General features: G+C 71.1%; 29 protein-coding genes. 14 read left to right on the top strand and 15 right to left on the bottom strand.

Annotated features, from left to right (window positions below; all coding sequences use genetic code 11):
• Nucleotides 1-23: 23 nt before the first annotated feature.
• Genes BMY74_RS08595 through BMY74_RS08585 form a run of 3 tightly spaced genes read left to right on the top strand, consistent with a single transcriptional unit; the run spans nucleotide 24 to nucleotide 1,581 of the window.
• On the top strand, nucleotides 24-557 hold the full coding sequence (locus tag BMY74_RS08595) for a TetR/AcrR family transcriptional regulator (protein ID WP_089912237.1): 534 nt from the start codon (nucleotides 24-26) through the stop codon (nucleotides 555-557).
• Nucleotides 554-1,195, top strand: coding sequence for an NAD-dependent epimerase/dehydratase family protein (locus BMY74_RS08590; protein ID WP_089912235.1), 642 nt, complete (start codon nucleotides 554-556; stop codon nucleotides 1,193-1,195). Before BMY74_RS08595 ends, BMY74_RS08590 begins: the two co-directional genes overlap by 4 nt.
• Nucleotides 1,192-1,581, top strand: coding sequence for a hypothetical protein (locus BMY74_RS08585; protein WP_089912232.1), 390 nt, complete (start codon nucleotides 1,192-1,194; stop codon nucleotides 1,579-1,581). The genes BMY74_RS08590 and BMY74_RS08585 overlap by 4 nt, the downstream gene beginning before the upstream one ends.
• Here BMY74_RS08585 and BMY74_RS08580 read toward each other — a convergent pair.
• From BMY74_RS08580 to BMY74_RS08570, 3 genes are all read right to left on the bottom strand, one after another.
• The gene (locus BMY74_RS08580; protein ID WP_089912229.1) at nucleotides 1,568-2,125 is read right to left on the bottom strand and encodes an isochorismatase family protein; all 558 of its coding nucleotides are present in this window, start codon (nucleotides 2,123-2,125) and stop codon (nucleotides 1,568-1,570) included. The genes BMY74_RS08585 and BMY74_RS08580 overlap by 14 nt on opposite strands.
• Before the next feature lie 74 nt (nucleotides 2,126-2,199).
• A complete protein-coding gene (locus BMY74_RS08575; RefSeq protein WP_089912226.1) occupies nucleotides 2,200-3,102 on the bottom strand; it encodes a GlxA family transcriptional regulator in 903 nt (300 codons plus the stop codon).
• Nucleotides 3,099-3,647, bottom strand: coding sequence for a cysteine hydrolase family protein (locus tag BMY74_RS08570; protein ID WP_089912692.1), 549 nt, complete (start codon nucleotides 3,645-3,647; stop codon nucleotides 3,099-3,101). The genes BMY74_RS08575 and BMY74_RS08570 overlap by 4 nt, the downstream gene beginning before the upstream one ends.
• Before the next feature lie 90 nt (nucleotides 3,648-3,737).
• Here BMY74_RS08570 and BMY74_RS08565 point away from each other — a divergent pair, with 90 nt between their 5' ends.
• Nucleotides 3,738-4,631, top strand: coding sequence for a hypothetical protein (locus tag BMY74_RS08565; RefSeq protein ID WP_089912689.1), 894 nt, complete (start codon nucleotides 3,738-3,740; stop codon nucleotides 4,629-4,631).
• Here the strand turns inward: BMY74_RS08565 and BMY74_RS08560 are convergent.
• Entirely contained in the window at nucleotides 4,628-4,969 is a 342-nt protein-coding gene (locus BMY74_RS08560) for a DUF2203 domain-containing protein (RefSeq protein WP_089912222.1), read from the bottom strand. The genes BMY74_RS08565 and BMY74_RS08560 overlap by 4 nt on opposite strands.
• Nucleotides 4,970-4,995: 26 nt before the next feature.
• Between BMY74_RS08560 and BMY74_RS08555 the strand changes: the two genes are divergently transcribed.
• Nucleotides 4,996-5,868: an oxidoreductase gene (locus BMY74_RS08555; protein WP_089912220.1), complete on the top strand. Its 873-nt coding sequence runs from the start codon at nucleotides 4,996-4,998 to the stop codon at nucleotides 5,866-5,868.
• Here BMY74_RS08555 and BMY74_RS08550 read toward each other — a convergent pair.
• Both BMY74_RS08550 and BMY74_RS08545 read right to left on the bottom strand, forming a co-directional pair.
• The gene (locus BMY74_RS08550) at nucleotides 5,855-6,598 is read right to left on the bottom strand and encodes an ABC transporter permease (RefSeq protein WP_089912217.1); all 744 of its coding nucleotides are present in this window, start codon (nucleotides 6,596-6,598) and stop codon (nucleotides 5,855-5,857) included. The genes BMY74_RS08555 and BMY74_RS08550 overlap by 14 nt on opposite strands.
• Nucleotides 6,595-7,503, bottom strand: a complete 909-nt coding sequence (locus BMY74_RS08545; protein ID WP_089912214.1) for an ATP-binding cassette domain-containing protein — start codon at nucleotides 7,501-7,503, stop codon at nucleotides 6,595-6,597. The genes BMY74_RS08550 and BMY74_RS08545 overlap by 4 nt, the downstream gene beginning before the upstream one ends.
• A gap of 77 nt (nucleotides 7,504-7,580) precedes the next feature.
• On the opposite strand from BMY74_RS08545, the gene BMY74_RS08540 reads away from it, so the two are divergent.
• From BMY74_RS08540 to BMY74_RS08520, 5 genes are all read left to right on the top strand, one after another.
• A complete protein-coding gene (locus BMY74_RS08540; protein WP_089912211.1) occupies nucleotides 7,581-8,264 on the top strand; it encodes a TetR/AcrR family transcriptional regulator in 684 nt (227 codons plus the stop codon).
• On the top strand, nucleotides 8,261-8,791 hold the full coding sequence (gene mobA / locus BMY74_RS08535) for a molybdenum cofactor guanylyltransferase (protein WP_089912209.1): 531 nt from the start codon (nucleotides 8,261-8,263) through the stop codon (nucleotides 8,789-8,791). The genes BMY74_RS08540 and mobA overlap by 4 nt, the downstream gene beginning before the upstream one ends.
• 62 nt (nucleotides 8,792-8,853) lie before the next feature.
• Nucleotides 8,854-9,903, top strand: coding sequence for an AAA family ATPase (locus tag BMY74_RS08530; protein ID WP_089912206.1), 1,050 nt, complete (start codon nucleotides 8,854-8,856; stop codon nucleotides 9,901-9,903).
• A gap of 59 nt (nucleotides 9,904-9,962) precedes the next feature.
• Complete coding sequence (locus tag BMY74_RS08525; RefSeq protein WP_177229647.1) at nucleotides 9,963-10,844, top strand: DUF58 domain-containing protein; 882 nt, start codon at nucleotides 9,963-9,965, stop codon at nucleotides 10,842-10,844.
• Nucleotides 10,841-11,806, top strand: a complete 966-nt coding sequence (locus BMY74_RS08520; protein ID WP_089912200.1) for a VWA domain-containing protein — start codon at nucleotides 10,841-10,843, stop codon at nucleotides 11,804-11,806. The genes BMY74_RS08525 and BMY74_RS08520 overlap by 4 nt, the downstream gene beginning before the upstream one ends.
• Here the strand turns inward: BMY74_RS08520 and BMY74_RS08515 are convergent.
• From BMY74_RS08515 to BMY74_RS08500, 4 genes are read right to left on the bottom strand one after another with little or no spacing between them, the layout of a single operon-like run.
• A complete protein-coding gene (locus BMY74_RS08515; RefSeq protein WP_089912197.1) occupies nucleotides 11,791-12,324 on the bottom strand; it encodes a dihydrofolate reductase family protein in 534 nt (177 codons plus the stop codon). The two genes, BMY74_RS08520 and BMY74_RS08515, sit on opposite strands and share 16 nt — an antisense overlap.
• Complete coding sequence (locus BMY74_RS08510) at nucleotides 12,321-13,184, bottom strand: TAXI family TRAP transporter solute-binding subunit (RefSeq protein ID WP_089912194.1); 864 nt, start codon at nucleotides 13,182-13,184, stop codon at nucleotides 12,321-12,323. Before BMY74_RS08510 ends, BMY74_RS08515 begins: the two co-directional genes overlap by 4 nt.
• Entirely contained in the window at nucleotides 13,181-14,485 is a 1,305-nt protein-coding gene (locus tag BMY74_RS08505; RefSeq protein WP_089912191.1) for a sensor histidine kinase, read from the bottom strand. The genes BMY74_RS08510 and BMY74_RS08505 overlap by 4 nt, the downstream gene beginning before the upstream one ends.
• Nucleotides 14,486-15,145 carry a response regulator transcription factor gene (locus BMY74_RS08500; protein ID WP_089912187.1) on the bottom strand — a complete coding sequence of 220 codons (660 nt, stop codon included), beginning with the start codon at nucleotides 15,143-15,145 and terminating at the stop codon, nucleotides 14,486-14,488.
• Between the two features lie 116 nt (nucleotides 15,146-15,261).
• Between BMY74_RS08500 and BMY74_RS08495 the strand changes: the two genes are divergently transcribed.
• Nucleotides 15,262-16,554, top strand: coding sequence for an MFS transporter (locus BMY74_RS08495; RefSeq protein WP_089912686.1), 1,293 nt, complete (start codon nucleotides 15,262-15,264; stop codon nucleotides 16,552-16,554).
• Here BMY74_RS08495 and BMY74_RS08490 read toward each other — a convergent pair.
• On the bottom strand, nucleotides 16,534-19,113 hold the full coding sequence (locus BMY74_RS08490; protein ID WP_089912184.1) for an FAD-binding and (Fe-S)-binding domain-containing protein: 2,580 nt from the start codon (nucleotides 19,111-19,113) through the stop codon (nucleotides 16,534-16,536). The genes BMY74_RS08495 and BMY74_RS08490 overlap by 21 nt on opposite strands.
• 108 nt (nucleotides 19,114-19,221) lie before the next feature.
• Between BMY74_RS08490 and fabG the strand changes: the two genes are divergently transcribed.
• Genes fabG through BMY74_RS08475 form a run of 3 tightly spaced genes read left to right on the top strand, consistent with a single transcriptional unit; the run spans nucleotide 19,222 to nucleotide 21,806 of the window.
• Entirely contained in the window at nucleotides 19,222-19,926 is a 705-nt protein-coding gene (gene fabG / locus BMY74_RS08485; protein ID WP_089912179.1) for a beta-ketoacyl-ACP reductase, read from the top strand.
• 34 nt (nucleotides 19,927-19,960) lie between these two features.
• On the top strand, nucleotides 19,961-20,728 hold the full coding sequence (gene fabI, locus BMY74_RS08480) for an enoyl-ACP reductase FabI (RefSeq protein ID WP_089912176.1): 768 nt from the start codon (nucleotides 19,961-19,963) through the stop codon (nucleotides 20,726-20,728).
• A gap of 52 nt (nucleotides 20,729-20,780) precedes the next feature.
• Complete coding sequence (locus BMY74_RS08475) at nucleotides 20,781-21,806, top strand: ferrochelatase (protein ID WP_089912683.1); 1,026 nt, start codon at nucleotides 20,781-20,783, stop codon at nucleotides 21,804-21,806.
• Between the two features lie 347 nt (nucleotides 21,807-22,153).
• Here the strand turns inward: BMY74_RS08475 and BMY74_RS08470 are convergent, their stop codons facing one another.
• From BMY74_RS08470 to BMY74_RS08455, 4 genes are all read right to left on the bottom strand, one after another.
• On the bottom strand, nucleotides 22,154-23,479 hold the full coding sequence (locus tag BMY74_RS08470) for an extracellular solute-binding protein (RefSeq protein ID WP_089912173.1): 1,326 nt from the start codon (nucleotides 23,477-23,479) through the stop codon (nucleotides 22,154-22,156).
• Nucleotides 23,476-25,278 (bottom strand): vWA domain-containing protein, encoded by a 1,803-nt coding sequence (locus BMY74_RS08465; protein WP_089912170.1) that lies wholly within the window; start codon nucleotides 25,276-25,278, stop codon nucleotides 23,476-23,478. Before BMY74_RS08465 ends, BMY74_RS08470 begins: the two co-directional genes overlap by 4 nt.
• Before the next feature lie 100 nt (nucleotides 25,279-25,378).
• Nucleotides 25,379-26,176 (bottom strand): hypothetical protein, encoded by a 798-nt coding sequence (locus tag BMY74_RS08460; RefSeq protein WP_089912166.1) that lies wholly within the window; start codon nucleotides 26,174-26,176, stop codon nucleotides 25,379-25,381.
• 60 nt (nucleotides 26,177-26,236) lie between these two features.
• On the bottom strand, nucleotides 26,237-26,662 hold the full coding sequence (locus BMY74_RS08455) for a YcxB family protein (protein ID WP_089912163.1): 426 nt from the start codon (nucleotides 26,660-26,662) through the stop codon (nucleotides 26,237-26,239).
• Between the last annotated feature and the right edge of the window lie 133 nt (nucleotides 26,663-26,795).

Here is a 26,795-nt window from a genome sequence, read left to right as displayed (position 1 = left end):
TTCAGTAATGCGAGAATAGCGCCATGCCGTCCGCCCGCGAGACCGAACTCCTCGAAGCCGCCTACCGGTACGTGCTCACCCACGGCCTGGCCGACGTGTCGCTGCGGCCGCTGGCAGCGGCCATCGGATCGAGCACGCGCGTGCTGCTCTACCTGTTCGGCAGCAAGGAAGGCCTGGTCAGGGCGTTGCTGGCGCGGGCGCGCGCCGACGAACTGGCGTTGCTCGGCGACATCGGCACCGGGCCCGGAGTGGTGGCGCGGCTGTGGGACTGGCTGTCGGCGCCGGCGCATCGGCCGTTGCTCACGTTGTGGCTGGAGGCCTACGCACGCTCTCTCGTGGAGCCGGACGGACCGTGGGCGGGGTTCGCGCGCGCGACCGTGGCGGACTGGCTGGAGGTGCTGAAAGCCGGGCAGCCCGAGGAGGTGCGCGAGACCGCTGCCGGGCTGGTGTCGCGCACGCGGGAGCTCGCGGTGCTGCGGGGCGCGTTGCTCGACCTGCTCGCGACCGGGGACGGCGAGCGCGTCACCGCGGCGCTGAGGGCTAGTTTGTCGCCGTGAAGATCGTGATTTTCGGTGCGTCCGGCATGGTGGGCCAGGGCGCGTTGTGCGAGGCCCTGCTCGACGCCGAGGTGGACTCGGTGGTGACGGTGGGGCGTTCGCCGTCGGCCGCGACCGACCCGAAGCTGCGGCACGTGGTGCACGCCGACTTCGGTGACCTGTCGGCGATCGCGGCGGAACTGGCCGACGCCGACGCGTGCTTCTACTGCATGGGCGTGACGTCCGCGGGTCTCACCGAGGCCGAGTACACGCCCGTGACGCACGATTACGCGCTTGAGGCGGCACGGGTCGTCGGCGGCACCTATGTGTACGTGTCGGGTGAGGGTGCCGATGCCGACAGCAAGACGATGTGGGCGCGGGTCAAGGGACGCACGGAGAACGAGTTGCTGGCGCTCGACCGGCCGGTGTTCGTGGTGCGACCCGGTTTCATCCAGCCGCTGCACGGGATCACGTCGCGCACCCGCATCTACCGCTACCTCTACTCGTGGTCCTCGTGGCTCTTCCCGGTGCTGCGCAGGGTGGCGCCGAAGATGGTCACGACCACCGAACTGCTCGGCCGCTCGATGGTGGCGTTGGCCAAGGGCGCGCACGCCGACCGGGTGCTGCGCAGCGACGAGATCAACCGGGTGGCGGGATGACGCTCGACGAGGCGATCCGCGCCTACCAGGAGGACGGCTACGAGGTCACGCACGTCGTCGAGTCCGTGTGCGGTGGGTGCGGCGGGAAGTCGTTCACGGTGCAGATGACCGAGGACCAGGCCGTGCGCAGGACTTGTCTCGCGTGCGGCCTCGCGGAGTTCATCGGCGACTCCGACGAGCACTGGGACGAAGACGACGCGGAGGAGTGCGAGTGCACGTGCGGCGGCGAGGAGTTCGCCGCCGCGCTCGGGTCGTCGTGCCTGCCGGACGGCGAGGTGCGCTGGCTGACCGTCGGCCTGCGGTGCCTGGAGTGCGGGCTGGCCGGCGTCTACGAGGACTGGAAGATCGACTACCTGCCGAGCAGGCACCTCGTCACGCGGGCTTGAAGGCGTCCTCGGTCTTCACGACGCCCGCGGTGCGGCCCGGCGCCGTGTGGTTCTCCCAGTACAGGTTCGTGTGCGCGATGACCTTGTCCGGCGTGGGCGCGCCCCACTCCGACAGGTCCTCGGTGGTGTGCGCGTCGCTCACGAGCCTGGCATCGTAGCCGCGCACGATGGCGCCGTGCAGGGTCGAGCGGATGCACTCGTCGGTCTGCGCGCCGGACACCACGAGACTGCCGATTCCCTTGCCCGCCAGCACTTCCTCGAGGTCGGTCGCCTCGAACGAGTCGGCGAAGGTCTTGTGCACCACCGGTTCCCCGTCGGCGAGCTTCAGCTCCGGCACGAACTGCCAGCCGTCGGACTCCTTCGGCATGTGCTCGGGGTTGCTGTGCTGCACCCAGACGACGTCGACGCCGGCCGCGCGCGCCTTGTCGACGAGGGTGGCGACGTTGGCGACGACCTCGTCGCGGTTGTGGGCGTGGTTCACCACGCCGTTCTGCACGTCGATCACGAGCAACGCGGTGTTGGGGCGGTTCGCCAGAGTGGTCACGCGGCCCAGCTTAGGCCGCTCGCGGTGGCGTGCAAGGGTGTTCCGTCGACTGTGGACGGCCGCACGCGTGCGGCTCAGCGCGAACGCAGCCGGCGCAGCATGCGGGCGTCCTCGAAGCCGACGTTGCGGGCGGCGGACTCGACCGTGGCGCCTTGACCGATCAGGTGTTCGGCCCGTTCGACGCGCAACGCCTGCTGGTACTTCAACGGCGTCATGCCCGTCGCACGACCGAACAACCGCGTCACGGTCCGTTCGCTGCAACCGGCGTGCACGGCGAGTTCGGCCAGTGAGAGGCGGTCGCTGAGCCGTGACTCGATCACGTCCTGGATGCGGTGCACCGTCTCGTTGATGTGCGAGCGGTGCCGCAGCAGCACACTCGACTGCTGGTCGTCGCCGTTCCTGCGCGCGTAGACGACCATCGTGCGTGCGATCGCGGCGGCGACAGCGGGGCCATGGCGCACGGCGACGAGGTGCAGCGCGAGGTCGATGCCGCTCGCGATGCCTGCGGACGTCACCACCCTGTTGTCCTCCACGAACAAGACGTCGTGCACGACCTGTGCGGCGGGGTAGCGCCGTTCGAGCTCTTCCTGCAACTCGTGGTGCGTGGTGCATCGGCGTCCGTCGAGCAAACCGGCTCGCCCCAACGCATCCGCGCCCGCACACACACTCGCGACTGTGCCGCCGTTGTCGTGATGTGCGCGCACCCAGGCCAACGCGCGGTCGCTCAGGTGGCCGGTGCCCACGATCTTCGGCGACCGCCATCCCGGCACGAACACGAGATCGTCGACATCGAGAGAGGGCAGGTCCGTCGACGCGCCCAGCGGCACGCCCTGATGACTGCGCACGGTCTCGGTGTCGCCCATGTACGACAGCGCGTACCCGCCCACGAGGTCGGCCGCGCTGGAGAACACCTGCGCCGGCCCCGCGAGGTCGAGCAGGTGCACTCCCGGTACGAGCAGGAAGACGACTCTGGTCACGATCCGGTCAGCGTAGCGACATCCGAGATCCGTGCGAAACGACCGGCCAGCACGTACTCCGTCCGCTCGATGACCTCCTCGACGCCCAGCACCTTCCCGGTGCGCCAGTGCGGCAACGGCATGGTGGCGGTCGCGTCGGTCACGAACGTCATGTCGAAACCGAGGTCCGACCCGACCCGCGTGGTCGTCTCGCAGCACTGTTCCGTGCGGATGCCGCTGATCAGCAGCTCCCGCACACCGCGCTGGGTGAGCGTCTGCTGCAGGTTCGTCGTGGTGAACGCGTTGTGCGCGGTCTTGGTCAGGACGGGCTCGTCGTCGAGCGGCTTGAGCCCGTCCATCAGCCGCACGTGCCCGAGCGCGGGGTCGAACACGTCGCCGGAGCCGGGCTCGGAGTGCAGGACCCACACCACCAGGTCACCGGCGTCGCGGGTGAGGTCGACGAGCCGGTTCACCTTGCCGACCACGTCGGGGTCGGACACCTCGGCCCAGTTCGGGCGCTGCCGGAACGACTCCTGCACGTCGATGACGATCAATGCTCGCTTCATGCCTCCAGCCTCGTGGACCGCACCCCGGCGGAACAGGCACGGCCCGGCCGACGAACGGACGGATCCGGTCACCGTGCGAAGATCACGGACATGCGCATCCTGGCGGGGGATCCCGCGGACCCGGACCTGGGCGCGGAGGTCACCCTCGGAGAAGGCCGCCTGGGAGGCGCGGCGGTGCCGTTCCTGCGGATCACCTCCGGCGAGCACCGCAAGATCCTCGTGGGCGAGGCGCGCACGGACGGGAACCGCGTCGAGGTCGTGATCCGGGCGGCGTGGAGCGACGCGCAGGGCTGGCGCCAGAGCACCTGGTCCCCCGAGGACCTGCCCGGAACCCTCGCCGAGCCCGCCCACCGGATCGCGGAGCGCGAGAAGGCGCTCACGATCGCCAAGGTCCTCGCGGAGGGGTCCAGGAACACCGTCGCGGACCTGCGCGGCCTGCGGTACGAGATGGAACGCCAGATCGCCGACCTGCTGGCACAGCGCAAGAACACCGCCCTGCGCATGCTCATGGCGCAGCTCGTCGAGCTGTCGATGGCGGTCAGCCGCGCGCGGGACGTGGCCCAGGAGGCCGTGCGCGAGGGGCGGTTCACGACGTTGGTCATGCGGCACTGCGAGGCCATGGACGCCGGGCTCGGTGACGAGGTCACGCGGCTGCAGGCGTTGCTCAGCAGCGTCTCCACGTTCGCCGTCGCGCAGGAAAGCGAGGCGCAACAACGGTTCAACACGCTCGCCGCCGCGGCCGCCGCCGGACTCGGCCTGCCCGCGCTGATCCTGTCGCTCTACGGCGCGGACGACTACCTGCCGTTCACGTGGGACAAGGCGTGGCGCGCCCTCACCCCGATCGCGGGCGTGCTGACGGTGGCCGCGGGGATCATCCTGCTCCGCATGCCCGGCCGGACCACCGCGAGGCGGTACCTGGTGGCGTTCGGCCTGATCGCGGGGCTGGTGAGCGTGCTGCTGATCGCCGGTTTCCTCGCGCCCTAGAGAGGGCGACGGCCCGCGAAGCCCAGATCGGTCCGGTGGTACCAGGAGAGCTCGCGGTCGCCTTCGAGCCAGCACAGCAGCACCGGCACACCGTCGATCTCCGACGGGAAGTCGACGAGCAGCGGCGCGAAGCCCTTCAGCTCCGCCCCGGTCCGCTGCACGGACTCCATCAGCTCGTCCAGCCGGGCCTGCGCGGCCTTGAACTCCGGCAGCCCGCCGAGCGTCGAGCGGCCGACGGCCAGTTCGGCGGCGTCGGCGCGCAGGCGCACGATCTCGTCCAGCGCGGGCAGCAGCCGCGCGAGTTCGCTCCGGGCCTCGTCGAGCGTGAACAGTCCCACGACGACAGGCTGGCACAGTGGACGGAATGACGTGGCGACTGGGTGACCTCACCGTGCGGCGGGTCGGGTTCGGCGCCATGCGGTTGCCGCAGCGGGGGACGGCGTTCGGTCCCGGGGCGGTTCCGCGTGACCGCGACGAGGCGATCGCGGTGCTGCGCGAGGCGGTCGCGATCGGGGTGAACCACGTCGACACGGCCGCCTTCTACTTCTCCGCCACCCGGTCGGCGAACGAGCTGATCAACAGCGCGCTCGCGCCGTACCCGGACGACCTGGTGATCGTCACGAAGGTCGGCCCCGGCCGCACGCCGCAGGGGGAGTGGCTGCCGCTCGCGACGCCGGAACAGCTGAGGGGCCAGGTCGAGGAGAACCTGCGCCAGCTCGGCCGCGACCACCTCGACGTCGTCAACCTGCGGGTGAGCGGGCTGGACGACGTCAGCGCGCACTTCGGGGCGCTGGCGGAGCTCCAGCGGGCCGGCCTCGTCCGGCACCTCGGGCTGTCCAACGTCCGGCAGCACCACCTCGACCAGGCACAACGCATCGCCGGGGTCGTGTGCGTGCAGAACTCCTACGGGCTCGGCCACCACCCGGAACAGGACGACTTCCTCGGCGTCTGCGGCGAACGCGGCATCGCGTTCGTGCCGTTCTTCGCGCTCGCCGGGGCCAGCCGGGAGGCCGGCACGTCGGCGCAGGACGACGAGGTCACCGCGATCGCGCACGCCCGCGGCGTCTCACCCGCGCAGATCCGCCTGGCGTGGACGCTGGCGCGCGGCCCGCACGTGCTGGTCATCCCCGGTACCGGAGACGTGGGGCACCTGCGGCAGAACGTCGAGGCGGGCGACATCCGGCTCACCCCCGAGGAGCTGACCCGCCTCGACGCCGCGCACCTCAACGACGGCTGATCCGGCCGAACAACCAGGTGGCCCAGCCGAAAGCGACCACCAGCAGCCCGCCCGACCACGCCAGGGCGAGCCACCCCGAGGTGACGGGCTGGTCGTTCAGCAGGGCCCGCACGGTCTCGATCACCGGCGTGATCGGCTGGTGTTCGCTGATCACCCGCAGGAACGCGGGCATCGTCGCCACCGGCACGAACGCGCTGCTCAGGTACGGGACGAACAGCATGAAGAACCCGAGGAGACTCGCCGACTCGACGGACTTGGCGATCACGCCGATGCCCGCGGCGAGCCACGACAACGCGAACACGTAGAGCGCCAGCAGGCCCATCGCGAGGACCCAGGACCCCGGCGACGCCGTGGGCCGGAAGCCCATCAGCAACGCGACCAGCACGACGGCGGTCGTCGCCAGGGCGTTGCGGGTGAGCGAGGCGACGACGTGACCGGTCAGCACGGAGAACCCGCTGATCGGCATCGAGCGGAACCGGTCGACCACGCCCTTCTTCATGTCGTCGGCCACGGACATCGCGGTGGACGTGGCGCCGTAACCGGTGCACAGCACGAGGATTCCGGGCACGACGTAGTTCACGTAGGAGTCGACCGCGCTGATGGCGCCGCCGAAGACGTACACGAACAACGACATCATCATCACCGGCAGGACGATCGCCATGATCACGGAGTCGAGGTTGCGGCGGCTCAGGCGGATGCTCCGGCCCACCATCGTCAGCGAAGCGGTCATGCGGCTGCCCTCGTCAGGGTCTCGAAGACGTCGTCCAGGGTCGGGCGGTGCGCGGACACCCGCACCACGTCCACGTGGGCCATGCGGAGGTTGTCGAGCACGCGGTGCAGGTGCACGGCGCTGCCGTCGGACGGCAGGCTCAGCGCCGCCCCGTCGACCAGTCCGCCGACGACGGCCGCGGCGCGCCCCGCGTCCTGCGCGCTCGCCAGCACCAGGTCGAGGCGGGTGCCGCCGACCGAGTTCTTCAACGCGTCCGCGGTGCCGTCCGCGACGACGCCTCCGCGGTGCAGCACCAGGATCCGGTCGGCGAGACGATCGGCCTCCTCCAGGTACTGGGTCGTGAGGAAGATCGTCACGCCGTCGCGCACCAGGTCGCCGATCGCGTCCCACATCGTCGTGCGGCTGACCGGGTCGAGGCCGGTGGTCGGCTCGTCCAGGAACAGCAACCGTGGCCGGGCGACCAGGCTCATTGCCAGGTCGAGGCGCCGCCGCATGCCACCGGAGTACGTGCGCACCCGCCGGTCCGCCGCCTCGGTCAGGCCGAACCGCTCCAGCAGGTCGAGAGCCCGCGAGCGAGCCGCCGGCCTGGTGGAGCCGCGCAGGCGGCCGATCATGACCAGGTTCTCGCGCCCGGTCTGCTCCTCGTCCACCGCCGCGTACTGCCCGGTCAGGCTGATCACGCCGCGCACGGCGGCCGCCTCCCGCACCACGTCGAACCCGCACACGCGCGCCACCCCGCCGCCGGGCCTGGTCAGCGTGCTCAGCATCCGGATCGTGGTGGTCTTGCCCGCGCCGTTCGGCCCGAGCAACGCGAGCACGGACCCCTCCGCGACCTCCAGGTCCAGGCCGTTCAGCACGGTCTGCGCCCCGTAGCTCTTCGTCAGACCCTCTGTCTCGACGATCATCGAACCCCCTTTTATGCGTACCTCATACGCAAAACCCAAATTAGCGTATGGCATACGCATCTGTTTGACTAGAGGGCATGAAAAGGGGGCGCAAACCGACGATCGACGCCGCCGACATCACGCGGGCCGCCATCGCGGTCGCGGACGCCGAGGGGCTCGCCGCCGTGTCGATGGCACGCGTCGCCCAGGAGATGGGCAACGCGACGATGGCCCTCTACCGCCACGTGAAGAGCAAGGACGAACTGCTCGCGCTCATGGCCGACGCCGCGTTCGACGAGCCGCCCGCGCTCCCGGACGGCGGGTGGCGCGACAAGTTCGAGGTCTGGGCGAAGGCGCTGCTCGCGGGCATCCGCAGGCGTCCGTGGTTCCTGCAGATCCCCCTGGGCGGCCCGCCGAGCGGCCCCCGGAGCCTCGCCTGGTTCGACAGCGCGCTCGGCGCCCTCGACGACACGCCGCTGGAGCCGGCGGAGAAGGTCGGCGTGGTGATGAGCCTGATGACGTTCGTGCACGGCGAGGCGTGGCTGAGCGTCGCGCTGACCCAGGGGTTCGAGACCGACCCGGCCCAGTTCAGCCGCCAGTACGCGCAGCGGCTGCGGGAGACCGTCGACCCGCGCAGGATGCCCGCGCTCGCGAAGATCGTCGCGTCCGGCGTGTTCGACGTGGACAACCTCATCGACGCCGACGACATGGCCGCGGAGTTCGACTTCGGTCTGCACCTGTTCCTCGAAGGCGTCGCCGCGCACATCGGGAGCCGGGCATGACCTACGCGGTGATCGTCCTGACCGGTGGCAAAGCCGAACGGCTCGGCGGCGTCGACAAGGCCGCACTGTCCTATCGGGACGCGACGCTGCTCGACCACGTGCTGTCCGTTGTGGACGACGCGGCGCAGAAGGTCGTCGTCGGGCCGGAGAAGGATCTCCCCGGGGTGGTGTGGGCGCGCGAGGACCCACCGGGAGGCGGGCCGCTCGCCGGACTGGCCGCGGGGCTCGCGAAGGTCACCGAGGACTGGGTCGTGGTGCTCGCCGTCGACCAGCCCGGGCTCACGAAGGACACGATCGCACGGCTGCGGGGGACCGGCCGCAACGCCGTGCTGAAGGACGACCGGGTGCAGTGGCTGATCGGGTTCTGGAATGCCGCCCAGCTGCGCGACGCGCTACCCGATGATCCGCGGAACCTGCCCCTGCGCAAGACTCTGCTGCAGCTCGACCCCGTCGAAGTGTCCGCTTTGCCCGGTGAGGCGCAGGACGTCGACACGCCCGCCGACCTGGACACCCTTCACAGCGGTTGAACAGCGGAGGGGGAAGACTGTTCCACGATCGGTAAAACCCTGTTCTGCATGGAGGCCCGCACGTGACCGAGCCCGCCGCCGAGGCAACGCCGAACGCATCGGCGCCCGTCACCCCGGCTCGTGACGCCCAGCTGCTCGAACGCACCGTGTTCGAGGTGAAGCGGGTGATCGTCGGCCAGGACCGGCTCGTCGAGCGGATGCTCGTGGGTCTGCTGGCCAAGGGCCACCTGCTGCTCGAAGGCGTGCCGGGTGTCGCGAAGACGCTCGCCGTCGAGACGTTCGCCCGCGTGGTCGGCGGCTCGTTCAGCCGCGTGCAGTTCACCCCCGACCTGGTGCCCGCCGACATCCTCGGCACCCGCATCTACCGCCAGTCGAGCGAGGCGTTCGACGTCGAACTCGGCCCCGTCGTCGCGAACTTCGTGCTCGCCGACGAGATCAACCGCGCGCCCGCCAAGGTGCAGTCGGCGATGCTCGAGGTCATGGCCGAGCGGCACGTGTCCATCGGCGGCAGGACGTTCCCGATGCCGAACCCGTTCCTCGTGCTGGCGACGCAGAACCCGATCGAGAACGAGGGCGTGTACCCGCTGCCCGAGGCGCAGCGCGACCGGTTCCTGTTCAAGATCCAGGTCGAGTACCCGACCGCCGAGGAAGAGCGCGAGATCGTCTACCGCATGGGCGTCGAGGCGCCCACGCCGAACCAGGTCCTCTCGCCGGAGGAGCTGGTTCGCCTGCAGGGCGTGGCGTCGCGCGTCTTCGTCCACCACGCGCTCGTCGACTACGTGGTGCGCCTGGTGATCGCGACCCGCGCGCCGGCCGAGCACGGCCTCACCGACGTCGCCGGCTGGGTCGCGTACGGCGCCTCGCCGCGTGCGTCGCTCGGCATCATCGCCGCCGCGCGCGGCCTCGCGCTGGTCCGCGGCCGTGACTACGTGCTGCCGCAGGACGTCGTGGACGTCGTGCCCGACGTGCTGCGCCACCGCCTGGTGCTCTCGTACGACGCGCTGGCCGACGGCGTGCCGATCGACCACATCATCACCCGCGTGCTGCAGATCGTGCCGTTGCCGCAGGTGTCGGCCCGTCCGCAGCAGCCGGTTCCGGCTGGTAGGCAGTGAGCCGCGAGAAGGCCGAGGAGCGCCCTTCGTGGGCGCCGCCCGTGCTGCGCGGCGTCCGCATGGAAGCCGCGCTGCGCATGCTCGAGCTCGACGTCCGGCGCCGCCTGGACGGCCTGCTGCAGGGCAACCACCTCGGTCTCGTGCCGGGACCGGGCACCGAGCCGGGCGAGGCGCGCACCTACCAGCCCGGTGACGACGTGCGCCGGATGGACTGGGCGGTCACGGCCCGCACGACGATCCCGCACATCCGCGAGACGGTCGCCGACCGCGAGCTGGAGACGTGGGTCGCGATCGACCTGTCGCCGTCGCTCGACTTCGGCACCGCCGCCTGCGAGAAGCGCGACCTGGCCATCGCCGCGACGGCCGCGGTCGCGCACCTGACGCGCGGCGGCGGCAACCGCATCGGCGCCGCCGTGTCCACGGGCGCGGAGAACGTCCGCATCCCGGCCCGCGGCGGCCTCGCACACGCGCGCGGCATGATCCGCAAGATCGCCGAGATCGACCGGGCGCCCGAGGGCACGCGCGGCGACCTGGCGGCGTTGCTCGAACAACTGCGCCGCCCGCCGCGCCGGCGCGGCCTGATCGTGGTCATCTCCGACTTCCTCGGCGGCGTGGAGTGGCAGCGGCCGTTGCGCGCGCTGTCCGCCCGCCACGACATCGTGGCGATCGAGGTCGTCGACCCGCGTGACGTCGACCTGCCCGAGGTCGGCACCGTCGTGCTGTCCGACCCGGAGAGCGGGCGGCAGCGCGAGGTGACCGCGTCCGCGTTGCTGCGCAAGGAGTTCAACGCCGCGGCCGCCGAACACCGGGCCGAGGTGGCGGCGGGGCTGCGCCGCGCCGGCGCCGGGCACCTGGTGCTGCGCACCGACTCGGACTGGATCGCGGACACGGTTCGTTTCGTGGTGGCGCGCAAGCGCCGCTGGTCCGGGGGTGTCGCATGAGCTTCTCGAACTTCGTCGCCCCATGGTGGTTCCTGCTGCTCGTGGCCGTCGTGGCGCTCGCCGCCGCGTACGTGTTCGTGCAGCGGGTGCGGCGCAAGCGCGTGCTGCGGTTCACGAACCTGGAGCTGCTGGAGAAGGTCGCGCCCAAGCGGGAACGCTGGTCGCGGCACGTCCCGGCGGCGTTCCTGCTCGCGGCACTGGCGCTGCTGACGGTGGCGCTGGCCGGCCCGACGGCCGAGCAGCGCGTCCCGCGCAACCGCGCGACCGTGATGCTGGTGGTCGACGTGTCTCTGTCGATGAAGGCCACCGACGTCAAGCCCTCCCGCCTCGAAGCAGCGCAGGTCGCCGCCAAGTCGTTCGCCGAGGGCCTCACCCCGGGCATCAACCTGGGCCTGATCTCGTTCGCCGGCTCGGCCACCGTGCTGGTCGCGCCGACGACGGACCGCACCGCCGTCAGCCAGTCGATCGACGGGCTCAAGCTCGCCCAGTCGACCGCGACCGGTGACGCGCTCGTGGCCGCGATGGCGTCGATCGACTCGTTCGGCAAGGTCGTCGGAGGCGCCGAGGGCCCGCCGCCCGCCCGCATCGTGCTGATGACGGACGGCAAGGAGACCGTGGGCACCCGCAAGGCGTTCGACGCGGCCGAGGACGCGAAGAAGGCCGGGATCCCGATCTCCACGATCTCGTTCGGCACCGAGGACGGCGTGGTCGACATCGAGGGCCGCCAGCAGTCCGTGCCCGTCGACGACGACTCGATGAAGGAGATCGCGAAGATCTCCGGCGGCGAGTTCTTCAAGGCCGCCTCGGCCGAGGAACTCCGCCGGGTGTACGACACGCTCGGCGAGCAGATCGGGTACGAGAAGAAGCAGGCGGACGCGTCGAAGCCGTGGCTGCTGCTCGGCACGCTGACGGCGATGTTCGCGGCCGCCGCCGCTCTGCTGCTGGGTCAACGCCTTCCGTAGATCAGCTCCACGACCCCGTTGCCGAACGCCCTGGTGCTCTTGAGCGCCAGGGCGTTCGGCTTGCGGAAGAACGGCGTGCCCGCCCCGATCGCGACCGGGTTGAGGTAGAGGCGGACCTCGTCGACGAGGTCGTGCTCGAAGAACGTCTGCAGCAACTCGTTGCCGCCGACCATGACGTCGCCCGGCAGTCGTCTGATCTCGTCGGGGTCGACCTCGGTGCGCGTCTCGGAGTTCCAGTCGGTGAAGTGCTTCGTGCGCGAGTAGACGATCTTGCGGGCGTTGCGCCAGATCGGGGCGAAGTCGCGCATCGCCTGCGGCCACTCGGGGTGGTCCTCGGCGTGCGGCCACGCGCCGAGCATCAGCTCGTGGTTGCGGCGGCCGTTCACGAACGTGCCGAACTTCGCCAGCTCGGCGTTGATGTGGCCGTGCAGCTCGTCGTTCATGTGGTGCCAGTCGATGTCGTGGTCCGGGCCCTCGAAGAACCCGTCCAGCGAGACCGACGCCATCGTGCTGATCATCCGTGCAGCCTCCGGTATTCCGCCGCCGCACCGGGGTGCAACGGCACCTTGCCCGTGTCGATCAAGCTCCGCACGTCGAGGTACTGGGTGCCGAGCGCCTGCTCCGGCACCAGTTCCGCCGCCCGGCCCACGAGCAGCCGCACCACGGCGCCCGCGTACTCGGCGCGGAGGTCCGGCCGGCACACGATGAGGTTCGGCGTGCCGATCGTGGGGACGTCGACGGGGGAGCCGTAGACGCCCATGCGGACGTCCACGCGTTCGTAGACCTTGCCGTAGTCCTGCCGCAGTCTCTGCAGGAAGCCGTCCAGCGGGAGGAGTCTGATGCCGCTCGCCCGGTCGAGCTCCGGAGTCGGCACGCCGCCGGACCACAGCAGGGCGGCGATCTCGCCCGCCTTCAGGGCGTCCACGGCGTTGCGCAGCGGGTAGTGCTGCTCCTGGACGCCGAGCGCGAGCCTGCTGCCCTGCAGGGCGGCGCCGGAGCCGTCGGCGCCCAGGGACACCGGTTTGCCGACCAGGTCCGCCGCTGTCGTGTAGGGCGAGTCGTTGAGGACCACGAGTTGCAGGTAGTTCTCGTAGACGCGGCCGAGGGCCACCAGGCCGGGTTCCATGTGGGCGCTGTCGCTGAGGGAGAGACCGATGTCCGCGGTGCCCTCGCGGAGGTGCTTGAGGTTGTCGGCGCTGCCGCCCGTTTCCACCGGCGTGATGGTCAGCGGGCTCGGGGCCAGGCGGGAGATGAGGGCGGCGAAATCGTTGTAGAAGCCGCCGGGTTCGCCGCCCGCGATGCGGATGGTGCCGGAGGGCTCGCTGGTGCCGCACGCGGTGAGGGCCAGGGCGCCGAGGAGGAACGTTCTGCGTCTCACAGCAGCGGCTCCTTCGGCAACTGGACCGTGGCCACCAGGCCGCCGTCGGTGTGCAGGGTCAGTTTTCCGTCGTGCGCGGTGACGATCCTCTCGGCGATCGCCAGTCCGAGGCCCGTTCCGCGCCGCGAGTCGTCACCGCGCCAGAACCGTTCGGTGGCGTGCTTGATGTCCTTTTTGGACAGACCTGGTCCGTTGTCCCGCACGGTGAGGGTCGCGCGGTCGCAGATCACCTCGACGTGGGTGGCGCCGTACCTGATGGCGTTGTCCAGCAGCACGTCCAGCACCTGCGCCAGGTCCGACACCGCGCACCGCACGAGACCGGGCGCGCGGTCGTCGACGGTGATCGTGACGCCCTCGGCCTGGGCCGCCGCCCGCCACGCGTCGACGCGGTCGTGCGCCACGACCTGCAGGTCGGCGAGTTCCGGTTCGACGCCGCCCGCGGCGCGTTCGGTGGCGGTGCTCTCGGCGGAGGCCAGTGCCAGCAGGCCGTCGAGCAGCGACTCCAGGCGTTCGACCTCGGTCAGCAGCGAGCCGTTGGACGGCAGCATGTCGACCCGCAGCCGCAGCGCCGCCATGGGGTTGCGCAGCTGGTGCGAGGCGTCGGCGATCAGTCGTCGTTGCTGGTCGGCGGCCTCGGCGACGGCGTCGGACATGCGGTTGAACGACTCCGACAACGCCCGCAGCTCGGCCGGTCCCGCGGTGTCCGCGACGTGCGTGCGCCGCTGCCCCTCCGCGACGGCCCGCACGCCCCGGTCGAGTTCCTTCAACGGCCTGAGCAGCCACCGCGACACGACGAGTGCGAGCAGCACGCACGCGCACGCCGCCAGCAACGCCCCGGCCAGCACGATCGCCCACCGCCGTGCCACGTCGAGCGCGGCGACCCGCGTGGAGGCCCTGAGCACCACCGCGCCCGCGACCTTCGTGCCGATGCCGACGGGCCGCGCGAACAGGACGTCACCGCCGCTCCACGGCAGCACGGTCGGCACCTGCTTCGCGGGCTGGTTGCGCAGCGCCGCGTCGATCTGCGCGGACACGTCGTCCGCCGTCATGCCCGACTCGACGATCGGTGTGCCGGCCGCGTCGACGACCACGATCTCCTCGCCGTAGACCTCGGCGTACCGCTCGGCCTCGGACGCCACGACGTCGCTGGGCAGCGTCGCGAACCGGTCGAGGTCGGCGGTCCGGCTGATCACGAACTGCTGGGTGCGCTCCGATGCCGTGCTCATCAGCAGCGGGAACGCGAACGCGGTGACGGCCGAGAGCGAGAACAGCAGCAGCACCAACAGAAGCCGTTGCCGCATCTATTCACCGAGCCGGTAGCCGAAACCGCGGATCGTGTGCAGCAGCCCCGGCCGGTCGAGTTTGGCGCGCAACTGCGTGAGGTGCACGTCGAGCGTCCGCGACACCGCCACGAACGCGTTGCCCCACACCTCGTCCATCAACTGCTGCCGGCTCACCGCCGTGCCGGGCCGCTTCGCGAGCACCGCCAGCACGTCGAACTCCTTGGTGGTCAACGAGATCTGCCTGCCACCGACCAGCACCTGACGGCTCTGCAGGTCGATCTCCACATCGGACACCCGGACCACGTCACCGGGCTCCTGCTGGCGTGCCGCACTGCGCCGGGCCACCGCGTCGATGCGGGCGAGGAGCTCGGCCAGCCGCACCGGCTTCACCAGGTAGTCGTCCGCCCCGAGCCGCAGCCCCCGCACCACCGTGCGCTCGTCACCGCGGGCCGTCAGCACGAGCACGGGCACCGGGTCGATCTTGCGGAGCTTGCGCAGCACCTCCAGCCCGTCCTGGTCGGGCAGGCCGAGGTCGAGCAGCACCACGTCGGCGTCGCGGTGGGCGATCAGCGCGTCGGCGCCCCTGCGCACGCGGGAGGGCCGGTGCCCGTTCGCCCGCAGTGCCTCCACCAGGGCGTTCGCGACACCGTCGTCGTCTTCGACCAACAGCACCCGCATGCGAGCAGTATCGGTCATGACGGTCGTTTCCGTGGCGTTCCGAGGCGCTTAAGCGACTGTAAAGATGCCCGGGCCCGAGTTGTGACCGGTCCGCGGCCGTCGGAATGGTGTCCGGCATGACAGTCGTTCAGGAGAAGAGCAGCGAACGCCGTGTGGTGGCGAACGTGCTGCGCGGGTCGGTCGGCAACCTCATCGAGTGGTACGACTGGTACGCCTACACAGCGTTCAGCATCTACTTCGCGGCCGCGTTCTTCCCCAAGGGCGACCAGACCGCGCAGCTGCTCAACACCGCCGCCGTGTTCGCCGTCGGCTTCCTCATGCGGCCGCTGGGCGGCTGGCTGCTCGGCCGGTACGCCGACCGGCGCGGGCGCAGGGCCGCGCTGACGTTGTCCGTCACGCTGATGGCCGCGGGCTCGCTGATCATCGCGCTGACGCCGTCGTACGCGTCGATCGGGGTGGCGGCGCCGGTCCTGCTGGTGCTCGCGCGGTTGCTCCAGGGCCTGTCGGTCGGGGGTGAGTACGCGACCTCGGCCACCTATCTGTCCGAAGTGGCCTCGCCCGCTCGCCGCGGGTTCTACTCCAGCTTCCAGTACGTGACGCTGACGGCCGGTCAGCTGGTGGCGCTGGGTGTGCAGATCGTGTTGCAGCAGTTCCTGTCCAAGGCCGAGATGACGGAGTGGGGCTGGCGGGTCGCGTTCGTGATCGGGGCGACCGGGGCGATCGTCGTGATGTGGTTGCGGCGCGGGATGGACGAGTCGTCGAACTTCGAGAAGCAGAAGGGGAGCGGTGAGCAGAACGGCACCATCCGGGCGTTGCTCAAGCACCCGAAGGAGTGCCTGACCGTGGTGGGGCTGACGCTCGGCGGCACGGTCGCGTTCTACACGTTCACGACGTACCTGCAGAAGTTCATGGTGAACACGAGCCACATCGACGCGGCGACGGTGAGCTGGATCAACTTCGCCGCGCTGCTGGTGTTCGTGGTGCTGCAACCGCTTGCGGGCGCGCTGTCCGACCGGATCGGGCGGCGGCCGTTGCTGCTCGGGTTCGGGGTGCTGGGCACGCTCGCCACCGTGCCGTTGCTCTCGACGCTCGCGAGGACGTCCGAGGCGCTTCCGGCGTTCCTGCTCATGCTGGGCGGCCTGGTGATCGTGACCGGGTACACGTCGATCAACGCGATCGTGAAGGCCGAGCTGTTCCCGACGAACATCCGGGCGCTCGGTGTCGGGCTGCCGTACGCGCTGACCGTGGCGATCTTCGGCGGCACGGCCGAGTACGTGGCGCTGTGGTTCAAACAGGCCGGGATGGAGTCGGTGTTCTTCTACTACGTCGCCGGGTGCGTGCTGATCTCCTTGTTGGTCTACGGGTTCATGCGGGAGACGTCGAAGGACTCAGTCCTCGACCGCGATTAGCGCGGCGAGCGCGCTGGCGAGGTGCACGGGCCTGCGGTCGGTGGTGTGGCGGATCTGCGTGCGGCAGCTGAAGCCGTCCGCGATCACCAGCGCGTCCTCGTTGGCGCGCAACGCCGGCAGCAGCTCTTGTTCGGCGCACGCGATCGAGACGTCGTAGTGGCCTCGCTCGAACCCGAAGTTCCCGGCGAGGCCGCAGCACCCCTCGACGACCGTCGGCTTCAGGCCCGCCTTCGCCATCGCGGCCTTGTCGGGCTCGAAGCCGAGCTCGGCGTACTGGTGGCAGTGCGTCTGGACGACGGCCTCCCGTGCGCCTTCCAGGGCCGGGAGCTTCGGGGCGACGTGCTCGGCGAACGTCCGGGTGGCCTTCGCCAGCGCCCGCACCGCCGGGTCGTCCGAGAGTTTCGGGGCCTCCACGCGGAGGAACGCGGTGCAGCTCGGTTCCAGACCGATCACCGGGACGCCCTGGCTCGTCCACGGGAGCAACGCCCGTGCCGTGCGTTCGACCACCCGGCGGGCCTTCCCCAACTGACCCGTCGAGTGCCACGTCAGTCCACAGCAGACGTTCGCGGACGGCACCTCGACGCGGTTTCCGAGGTGTGCCAGGACGTTCGCGGCGTCGAGGCCGACGCCCGGTTCGAAGTGGTTCGTGAACGTGTCGGGGAACAGCAGCACCGGGTCGCCGGTGCCGAGCGGGTGCAGCTGGCGCACCAGGCGGGTGGTCTGCGTCGGCAGCTCGCGTTCCGGGGTGATGCCGGCGAACCGGCCGAGCTTCGCCGTGAACCTGTTGACCAGCCCGTACTTCAGCCATGTCGGCAGCCAGCCCATGACGTAGTGCGCACGCGGGCGCACCCGTCGTTTGTAGTGCTCGTGCAGGAACTCCGCTTTGTAACTCGCCATGTCGACGTCGACGGGGCAGTCGCGCTTGCAGCCCTTGCAGCCCAGGCACAGGTCCAGTGCTTCGGCCACCTCGGGCGAGCGCCAGCCGCCCTTGACCACGTCGCCGTTGAGCATCTCGAACAACAGGTGCGCGCGCCCTCGCGTGGAGTGCTTCTCCTCGCGCGTGACGCGGTAGCTCGGGCACATCACGCCGCCGTGCGTGTTCAGGCACTTGCCGACGCCGACGCACCGGCGCGTGTCACTCGCGAACTCCGCGCGGGTCGGGATCTTCGGCGGCGCGACGAGGACCCGCAGGTCGTCGTCGAGTTTGAGCGGCTCGACGATCCGGCCGGGGTTGAGCAGGTTCTGAGGGTCGAAGGCGTGCTTGAACTCCCGGAACGCCTGGATCGCCTCGGGCGGGTACATCCGGCTGAGCAGTTCGGATCGCGCCTGGCCGTCGCCGTGCTCGCCCGACAGGCTGCCGCCGTGGCTCACGACCAGGTCGGCGGCGTCCTGCAGGAACTCGCGGTAGCCGCTCGCCAGGTCGAAGTCGATGCGGACGTGGATGCAGCCCTCGCCGTAGTGGCCGTAGGTGATGCCACGGCGTCCGTAGCGGGTCAGCAGCTGGTCGAACTCCCGCAGGTAGGTGCCGAGGCGCTCCGGCGGGACGGCCGCGTCCTCCCAGCCCGACCAGGCCTCGCTGCCGTCGGCCATGCGCGTGGCGAGACCGGCGCCGTCCTCGCGGATCCGCCACAGCGCCCGCTGGTGCACGGGGTCGTGGATGACCAGGGAGTTCTTCGTGAGCCGGGCGACGCGTTCGGGGTGGTCCTCGACCTCGACGAACAGCCAGCTGCGGCCTTCCGGCAGGTCGGGACGGGTCTTCACGCCGTGCACCAGCGACTCGTTCAGGCCCTCGATCGCGAGCGCGCCCTCGATCTGGGTGACCTGGTCGGCGGCCTCGTAGGTGTCCGCGAAGCCGAGCACGACGAGGATCCGGCGTTCCGGCCTGCGCACGAGCTTCAGTTCGGCGCCCAGCAGGACCACGCACGTGCCCTCGGTGCCGACCAGCTGCTGGGTCAGCGTCGGGGCGTCCAGCGCGTACCCGCTGACCCGGCGGCCGAGCTGCGGGAACCACGCCGGGTCGTGCGGGGGGAGCGCCAGCGGCGGGGGACTCGTGGTGTCGAACGTGCGGCCGTCGACGGTCAGGACCTGGAGGTTCGCGACGTTCTCGCTGGTCTTGCCCCACTTCACCGAGTGCGCGCCGCACGCGTTGTTGCCGATCATCCCGCCGATGGTGCAGCGCGAGTGCGTCGACGGGTCCGGCCCGAACAGGTACGGGCCGGCCGCCGCGTTGATCTTGTCGAGCACCGCGCCCGGCTGCGCGAACGCCCGGTCGCCGGAGATCTCGAACGCGGTCAGGTACCGGCTGAAGTCGATCACCAGGCCGGTGCCGCACGCGTTGCCCGCGATGGACGTCCCCGCGCCGCGGCTGGTGATCGGCACGCGGTGTTCCGCGGCCAGCCCGACGGCCGCGACCACGGCGTCCGTCGTGCGTGGACGGACGACCACCCGCGGCACGTGGCGGTAGTTCGACGCGTCCGCCGAGTACAGGGCCCGGCTCGCCGGGTCGTCCAGCACGTCACCGTCCACGTGACGCCGGAGCTGATCGAGAAACGCCCGCATCACCCGATCATGCCTGGCTGGGTGTGACTTGCCTCCGCCGATGCCGGTCTACCTGCCGGTAGCCGATAGCCTCACCCGGTCAACCAGCAGCGATTCTCAGGAGAGCTAGTGAGTCGGTCCGTTCTGGTCACCGGAGGCAACCGCGGCATCGGCCTCGCCATCGCGCAGGCGTTCGCGGCGCAGGGCGACAAGGTCGCGGTGACGCACCGCGGTTCCGGCGCTCCCGAAGGCCTGCTCGGCGTGAAGTGCGACGTGACGAACTCGGAGGAGATCGACGCCGCCTTCGCCGAGGTCGAGGCCGCGCACGGCCCCGTCGAGGTGCTGGTCTGCAACGCCGGGATCACGCAGGACACGCTGCTGCTGCGCATGAGCGAGGAGCAGTTCACGCAGGTCGTCGACGCGAACCTGACCGGCGCGTTCCGGTTCGCCCAGCGCGCCTCCCGCGGCATGCTGCGCAAGAAGTTCGGCCGCATCGTCTTCATCTCCTCGGTCGTCGGCCTCACCGGCGGCGCGGGCCAGGTCAACTACGCGGCGTCCAAGGCGGGCATGGTCGGCATGGCGCGCTCGATCGCGCTGGAGCTGGGCTCGCGCAACATCACCGCGAACGTCGTCACGCCGGGCTTCATCACCACGGACATGACCGCCGAGCTGCCCGAGGCCGTCCGCGACGCCGCGCTCAAGCAGATCCCGGCCGCCCGCTACGGCGCGGCGGAGGAGATCGCGCGCGCCGTCACGTTCCTCGCGGCGAACGAGTCCGGCTACATCAACGGTGCCGTGCTGCCGGTCGACGGCGGCCTCGGCATGGGCCACTGAACGTTTTCCCCGTACTGCGAAAGGGTTGGATCAAGTGACCGGACTGCTCGAAGGCAAGCGACTGCTGATCACCGGTGTGATCACCGACGCGTCGATCGCCTTCCACGTCGCACGCGTCGCCCAGGAGCAGGGCGCCGAGGTCGTGCTGACCGGGTTCGGCCGGATGAGCCTCGTGCAGCGCATCGCCCAGCGCCTGCCCAAGCCCGCGCCCGTCGTGGAGCTCGACGTGCAGAACCAGGAGCACCTCGACACGCTCGCCGACCGGGTGCGTGAGCACGTCGACGGCCTCGACGGCGTCGTGCACGCCATCGGCTTCGCCCCGCAGAGCTGCCTCGGCGCGCCGTTCATGGACGCGCCGTGGGAGGACGTCTCCGTGGCGATGCACGTCTCGGCGTACTCGTACAAGGCGCTCGTGCAGGCCGTCCGCCCGTTGCTGTCGCACGGCTCGTCGGTCGTCGGCCTCGACTTCGACGCCCGCCAGGCGTGGCCCGCCTACAACTGGATGGGCGCGGCGAAGGCGGCGTTCGAGTCGATCAACCGCTACATGGCGCGCGACCTCGGCCCGGACGGCATCCGCGTGAACCTCATCTCCGCCGGCCCGGTGCGCACCATGGCCGCGAAGTCCATCCCGGGCTTCGGCGAGCTGGAGAAGATGTGGGGCGAGAAGGCGCCGCTGTCGTGGGACGTCGACGACCCGACGCCGGTCGCGAAGTCCGTGTGCGGCCTGCTGTCCGACTGGTTCCCGGCCACCACCGGCTCGATGGTGTTCGTCGACGGCGGCGTGCACTTCCTGGGTCTCTGAGGTCACACGCGTTCGTCATGTGAGGCGATCGGGCGTCTGATTGGATGGAGTGGTGAGTTTCGATGCGCTGCTCTGGCTGTCGTTCGGCGGCCCAGAAGGTCCTGAGGACGTCCGTCCCTTCCTGGAGAACGTGGTGCGCGGACGCGGCGTGCCGCCGGAGCGGCTGGACGAGGTCGAGGCCCACTACCAGCACTTCGGCGGCGTGTCGCCGATCAACCGCCTGAACCTGGAAGCCATCGAGGCCGTCAAGGCCCGTGGTTTCGAACTGCCGATCTACTTCGGCAACCGCAACTGGCACCCGATGGTCGAGGACACCGTCGCCCAGATGAAGGCGGACGGCGTGCAGCGCGCGCTGGTGTTCCCGACGAGCGCGTACGGCGGCTACTCCGCCTGCCGCCAGTACGACGAGGACATCGTGCGGGCCCTGCAGGCCGTGCCCGGTGGCCCCGAACTGGTGAAGCTGCGCCAGTTCTTCGACCACCCGCTCTTCATCTCCTCCTTCGCCGACGCGGTCCGCACGGCGGCGGCGTCCCTGAACGGCCCGTACCGGATCGTGTTCACCGCGCACTCGGTGCCGGTGTCCGCCGACAAGGCCGCCGGTCCGCCGTCGGAGGGCGGCTACCGCTACTCGCGCCAGGTCGTCGAGGCCTCGCGTCTCGTGGCCGCCGACCTCGGGGTGACCGAGTACGACGTGGTGTGGCAGTCGCGGTCCGGCCCGCCGCAGATCCCGTGGCTGGAACCGGACGTCGTCGACCACATCGACGCCTTGCACGCCAAGGGTGTCACCGGTGTGGTCATCTGCCCGATCGGGTTCGTGTCCGACCACCTCGAGGTGGTGTGGGACCTCGACACCGAGGCCCGCGAGCGTGCCGCCGAGCTGGGCATGGAGTTCGCCCGTGCGGCCACCCCGAACGGCGACCCGCGGTTCGCCGAACTCGTGACCGAACTGGTCGCCGAGCACACTTCCGGCGCGCCCGTGCGCAAGCTGTCGTCGTTCACGTCGGCGGGCTGCACGGTGAACGGTGCGCCCTGTGCGCCGTTGTGCTGCGAGCCGGCCAAGAGGCCCGCCCGCACCTGAGTCACCGGCGGTCGATGCGGGCGAGCACCGTGTCGGAGATCCGGCGCAACGCCCGCAGGTCGTCCGGCGAGAGGCCGTCGACGACCAGGTCCAGCCCGTGCGCGAGACCTGGTTCTCGGCAGGGGGCCCGCGCTTCTCCGGCCGGTCGGCCAGGCGCGAGAGCCGCTACGAGTTCCGCGTGGTCATTCCCGGCGCAGACCCCTGGGCTGGCCGCGGACGGTCCGCTCGGCGGTCTGCGGTTCGCAGGGTGAGCGCGACAGCGCGCTGGAGGGGCGATTCCCGCCGGTGCCGTCAGGACCACCGCGGCGCGTTCGCGCGCTCACCCACGACTTCGTGCTGCGCCCGGATCAACGGCCCTGAAGTGCGTTGGTGAGCGACTCCTCGGCGTTGTCCGGTAAAGCGCCGTCGTGGTCGAGCGCGTACCGGATGATCGTGCGGAACTCGTCGCTGAAACGCGAGTAGTACGGGGTGACCGGGCGCAGCCGGGCGTCCTCGATCGCGTCCAGCAGGGTGCTGGAGTACGGGTGTTCGGTGGCGACCCGGCTGTCCTGGTAGACGATGCCGCGGGTGGCGGCGAGACCGCCTCGTTCGAAGAGGAGCTGCTGGCTGCGCGGGCCGGTCAGGAACTCGATGAGGGCCTGGGCGGCGCGCGGTTTGGTGGACTTCGCGGAGATCGCGAGGTTCTGGCCGCCGAGGACGCTCGGGCCGGTCAGCCCGGTGACGCCGAAGTCGATGCGGGGACGGCCCGCCGACTCGCCCTGGTTGCCCTGCAGGACGCGGTGGGCGACCGGCCAGTTGCGCATGTAGGCGATCTTGCCGTCGCGGAACGCCTGGGTGGTGAGCGGTTCGGTCTGGGAGCGGGACTCGGGCAGCACCACGGGTTTGTCGCCCTTGAGGCCGTCGGCGAGCCAGCGCAGGGCGCGGCGGGTCCGTTCGGAGTCGATCACGACCTTGCCGCTCTCGTCGACCACGTCGCCCTTCTCCGCCCAGATCAGTTCCAGGGCGTTGACGGTGAGGCCCTCGTAGTCGGCGAACTGGCCCGCGTAGCCGGCGGCGAGGCGGGCGTCCTGCCCGGCCCGCAGCGCTCGGGTGGCGGTGGTGGTGATGTCGTCCAGGTCGAGCGGGTCCTCCTGCACCAGGTCCTTGCGGTAGAACAGCAGGCCCGCGTCCGTGTTGAACGGCAGCGCCCACAGCACGCCCTGGTAGCGGCAGCTCTCCAGCGGGCGGCGCAGGAAGCCGCTCGTGTCCACACCGGACAACGGGCGCAGGTGGCCGGACTGGGCGAACTCGGCGGTCCAGGTGACGTCGAGGTTGAAGACGTCGACGTTGTCGGCCTTCTCCCGGGCCCGCGCGACCATCTCGCTGCGCTGGCCGTCCGCCTCGTCCGGCAGTTCGACGATCTCGGCCGGCTGGTCCGGGTGCTCGGCGTTCCACTGGTTGATCAACGCGCGCCGCTGGCCGCCGTCGCTCTGGTCGCGGCCGCTGAGCACGACGAGCTTGCCCTTCTCCCACTCGGTCGACTCGCGGAAGAGGGGCTGCACGCCGTTCGTGAACAGGATCGTCAGCACGATCCCGACGGCCACGCCCATCGCGAGCCACGAGCGGTTCGCCCACACGACACCCGGCGGGCCGAGTCTGGGCAGGGCCGCCCAGGTGCGCCGCAGCCACCTCATCCGGAACCTCCCCACACCCGGCGGAACAGTTCCGCCAGGTCGTCCCCGAGCGTGTCCGTCGTCGAGTCGCGGCACTCGCCGCCCGACGCGTCCGTGATCGTGGTCAGCGCGTGCGTCGCGCAGCTCGCGTCGCCGACGGCGATCACGAACACGCGGACCCCCTTGCGTCGCACCGCGTCCACGACGTCCTGCCGGGTCTGCGGGCTCGTCGTGTCCTCGCCGTCGGTCAGCGCGATCACCGCGCTGACGTGGTCCGCGTCGCCGGCGCCGACCCGGTCGAGGCTGTCGAGGACGGCCTGGTGCAGCGGCGTGCCCCCGGCCGGCGTGACGGTGCTCAGCGCGGCGGCCGCGGCCTCCTTGTCCCGCCGGCCGAGGGGGACGAGCTGCCGGACCTCGGTGTCGCGGAACACCGACAGGCCGTACGTGTCCTCGGGACCCATCTGCGTGAGGGCCTTGCCGACGCCGTTGACCGCGACGGCGAACCGCGTCTCCCCGGTCGGCGACAGCTCGGCCATCGACCCGGACGCGTCGAGGGTGAGCCAGACGCGGCCGTCCCTCTTGGCCTGCTCGTAGTTCTTCTCGAACTCGGCCTGCGCCGCGTCGTCCGGTGCCGCCTCCTCGCGGTCGAGCGCGAGACCCGCCCGCACCCCGAACTCCTCGCGGAACTCCGCTCCCGCGGCCTGCCCGGCCGGACGCAGCCCGGTGGCGTTGAGCGCCGCCCGGCCCTCCTGCGTGCCGAGCCACGCCCGGAACGCCTTCGCGGGCTCGCGGGCGGCGTGGTTGCGCACGTCCTGGGCCTCCCACTCGACGAGGTTCAGCGGGTAGTCGGCTCGGTAGGTGTCCGATGGGTACAGAGCGGTGAGGCACGGCTTCTGCGCGCAGGCGGTCTTGTTGTGCCGCAGCACCACCTGCTCGGTCGTGATCATCGCCGCGCCGGGCCGCGGCCGGTCGGCCTCCTCGACGCCGCGCTCCACGACGGCGGGGTCGAGCGTCTCGTACAACGCCGCCGTGGCGAGCCCGCCGGCCGCCGTCAGCAGCGGGTTCGGCCTGCCGATCGGGGTGCCGGTGCGGCCGACCTTCGTCAGCAGCTCACCCCAGGTCTCCGGGGTGCTCGAGACGACGTCCTTCGCGATCCGCGGGGGCACGCCGAGCACGACGGGGGAGAACGCGACCGACTCGCCCGGTTCGACGCGCACCGCCGAACCGACGCCTCTCGTGCGGCGCACCACCTCGTTCGCCTCCGCGATCGAGTCGGGCAGCCACACGTCCGGGTGCGGCCCGATCTCCCGCAGCTCCTTCGCCGACCACGAGGACCGCAACGCGATCGCGCCCTGGTCGCCCGGCGCCGAGAACACGTACAGCCGCGCCGTGCGGCACCCGTGGTTCTCCGCCGCCGTGTGCAGCTCGAACCTCCGCGCCACCTCGCTGATCGCGGGCTCGGCGTCCTGCGACGTCAGCACCCGCACCTCCGTCGGCTGGGGACAGCCGAGGACCAGCACCCGCCCGTACGCGACGAGCGGCGGGCCCGCGAACGCCACCAGCACCGCGGCGGCGGCGAGCACCGCCGTGAACACGACCCAGCGCAACCGGATGCGCTTGGCCAGCTGGTTCAGCCGCTCGATCGCGGACGCCGACAGCACCAGCAGACCCGCGCCGAGGCCGTAGAGCACCCACGACTGCCACGTCGTGAGCGCGCCCGTGGCCGTCTCGGACAGCAGGTGCCCGGCGACCGCGGCCAGCATGAGGGCGCCCGCGTACCGGGGTGCTGTGCTCGACCGGCGCTGGTCGACGTCCTCCATCCGGCGTCCTCCCCACCAGGCACCCTAAGCGGGAGCACCGACAGTTCTGGGGGAGTTGGCCGGTCAGGACGGGTCAGCGGGGGAGAACCACTCGTTTGGGTCAGTGACGACCGGCGCCGCTGTCCGCCAGCACGCGCACGGCCTCGTCGACCGCCGCGCACCGTGCGCGACGCACGGCCTGGGCCACCGGGCGCAGCGCCTCCGTGCGGGCCGTCATCGCCGACGCCGACAACGCGCCACCGGGCGAGTCCGCGCTGGCCACCGACACGATCGCGGCGACCTCGGCGGCCCGCTGCAGCACGCGCAGCGCCCTGGGCGGCATCGCGTCCGGCCACGGCAGCGTGGAGTTCTCCGCCGCCAGGTCGGCGATCTCCTTGCGCACGTTCGGGCGGTGCTTGGCCACGTCCAGCGCGGCCAGTGCCGCCGTCGCCTCGCGCAGCGCGGTGCCCAGCCCGGCCTCGGCCTCGCCGATCGGGATGTGCTCCAGGCCGTTGGAGGACGGCAGGTCGAACACCGTCCAGCGCATCACGCCGTCGGCCACGATCTTCGGCACGAGCCCGATGTGCACGGACGGGACCACGAGCGCCTCACCGGAACGCAGCGCGCACGTCGCGAGGGTGCCCTTGCCTCCCAGCCCTCGTACGTCGCCCGGCACGGGCAGGACCAGCCGCGCCGAGGTCGCGCCCGCGCGCCGCAGGGCGGCCAGCAGCAGGGCGGGACCCACGGGGGCCTCGTCGGGACCGGGGAGGTCGAGCGCCGTGGCGGTGCCGTCGTCGTCGGCCACCACCTCGTGCTGCTCGGCCCACGTGTGCAGGGCGTCGAGGACGTCGTCGGCGGCGGCCAGGCCGTGCAGCCATCCCGACGTCCACACGACCAGCGTGGCACTTGCACAGGACACCCGACGAGATTACGTGGCCCGGCCCCGCGAGCCCCACCCGGTGTGCCCGATCCGAGACACCTACTTCGCCGGACCGATGTTGTTCTCGAGCAGCGAACGGAACGACGTCAGGTCCTCATCGGACGCGAAGGCCCGGTGCGGCACGGACAGCGACGCCGCGCCCTCGTCCAGCGTCTCCAGGACGAAGCCCTGCCGCGTCTCGGTCCAGCCCGGCAGCTCCTGCCAGACGATCTCCTCGCGCACCGCGGCGCCCACGGCCATCCGGAACGACTGGGCGTCGGCGCTGCCGACCACCGTCCGGCTGATCATCTCGTCGGACGAGAACCGCCACCACACCGCTACCGGCTCCATCAGGCCGATGACCAGCGCGCACACCAGCCCGAAGATCCCCACGAAGACCGGTCCGCCCAGGACGAACAGCTGCACGAGCGAGATCGCCGCGAACGCGAGCGCGAACCACGGCGCCCATCGGAACATCGGCACCATCGCGCGCAGGCTGGCACGCCAGTCGGCGGGGGAGGGGGCCCATCTGAAATCAACGCTGTCACTCATGTCGCCCCGCATTCTGGCGCACGCGTTCCGCCCGCGCCTGGAGTTGCTCCACATCGACGGGTCCGGA

This window comes from Lentzea albida (genome assembly GCF_900111005.1).
Taxonomy (GTDB): domain Bacteria; phylum Actinomycetota; class Actinomycetes; order Mycobacteriales; family Pseudonocardiaceae; genus Lentzea; species Lentzea albida.
This window is presented reverse-complemented; position numbering and strand designations above follow the sequence as displayed.

What these genes read in the sequence shown, in the direction of transcription:
- BMY74_RS08595 (WP_089912237.1), top strand. Translation starts at nt 24, where the DNA reads ATGCCGTCCGCCCGCGAGACCGAACTCCTCGAAGCCGCCTACCGGTAC.
- BMY74_RS08585 (WP_089912232.1), top strand. Translation starts at nt 1,192, where the DNA reads ATGACGCTCGACGAGGCGATCCGCGCCTACCAGGAGGACGGCTACGAG.
- BMY74_RS08570 (WP_089912692.1), bottom strand. Translation starts at nt 3,647, where the DNA reads ATGAAGCGAGCATTGATCGTCATCGACGTGCAGGAGTCGTTCCGGCAG.
- BMY74_RS08565 (WP_089912689.1), top strand. Translation starts at nt 3,738, where the DNA reads ATGCGCATCCTGGCGGGGGATCCCGCGGACCCGGACCTGGGCGCGGAG.
- BMY74_RS08555 (WP_089912220.1), top strand. Translation starts at nt 4,996, where the DNA reads ATGACGTGGCGACTGGGTGACCTCACCGTGCGGCGGGTCGGGTTCGGC.
- BMY74_RS08550 (WP_089912217.1), bottom strand. Translation starts at nt 6,598, where the DNA reads ATGACCGCTTCGCTGACGATGGTGGGCCGGAGCATCCGCCTGAGCCGC.
- BMY74_RS08545 (WP_089912214.1), bottom strand. Translation starts at nt 7,503, where the DNA reads ATGATCGTCGAGACAGAGGGTCTGACGAAGAGCTACGGGGCGCAGACC.
- BMY74_RS08540 (WP_089912211.1), top strand. Translation starts at nt 7,581, where the DNA reads ATGAAAAGGGGGCGCAAACCGACGATCGACGCCGCCGACATCACGCGG.
- mobA (WP_089912209.1), top strand. Translation starts at nt 8,261, where the DNA reads ATGACCTACGCGGTGATCGTCCTGACCGGTGGCAAAGCCGAACGGCTC.
- BMY74_RS08525 (WP_177229647.1), top strand. Translation starts at nt 9,963, where the DNA reads ATGGAAGCCGCGCTGCGCATGCTCGAGCTCGACGTCCGGCGCCGCCTG.
- BMY74_RS08520 (WP_089912200.1), top strand. Translation starts at nt 10,841, where the DNA reads ATGAGCTTCTCGAACTTCGTCGCCCCATGGTGGTTCCTGCTGCTCGTG.
- BMY74_RS08515 (WP_089912197.1), bottom strand. Translation starts at nt 12,324, where the DNA reads ATGATCAGCACGATGGCGTCGGTCTCGCTGGACGGGTTCTTCGAGGGC.
- BMY74_RS08505 (WP_089912191.1), bottom strand. Translation starts at nt 14,485, where the DNA reads ATGCGGCAACGGCTTCTGTTGGTGCTGCTGCTGTTCTCGCTCTCGGCC.
- BMY74_RS08500 (WP_089912187.1), bottom strand. Translation starts at nt 15,145, where the DNA reads ATGCGGGTGCTGTTGGTCGAAGACGACGACGGTGTCGCGAACGCCCTG.
- BMY74_RS08495 (WP_089912686.1), top strand. Translation starts at nt 15,262, where the DNA reads ATGACAGTCGTTCAGGAGAAGAGCAGCGAACGCCGTGTGGTGGCGAAC.
- BMY74_RS08490 (WP_089912184.1), bottom strand. Translation starts at nt 19,113, where the DNA reads ATGCGGGCGTTTCTCGATCAGCTCCGGCGTCACGTGGACGGTGACGTG.
- BMY74_RS08470 (WP_089912173.1), bottom strand. Translation starts at nt 23,479, where the DNA reads ATGAGGTGGCTGCGGCGCACCTGGGCGGCCCTGCCCAGACTCGGCCCG.
- BMY74_RS08465 (WP_089912170.1), bottom strand. Translation starts at nt 25,278, where the DNA reads ATGGAGGACGTCGACCAGCGCCGGTCGAGCACAGCACCCCGGTACGCG.
- BMY74_RS08455 (WP_089912163.1), bottom strand. Translation starts at nt 26,662, where the DNA reads ATGGTGCCGATGTTCCGATGGGCGCCGTGGTTCGCGCTCGCGTTCGCG.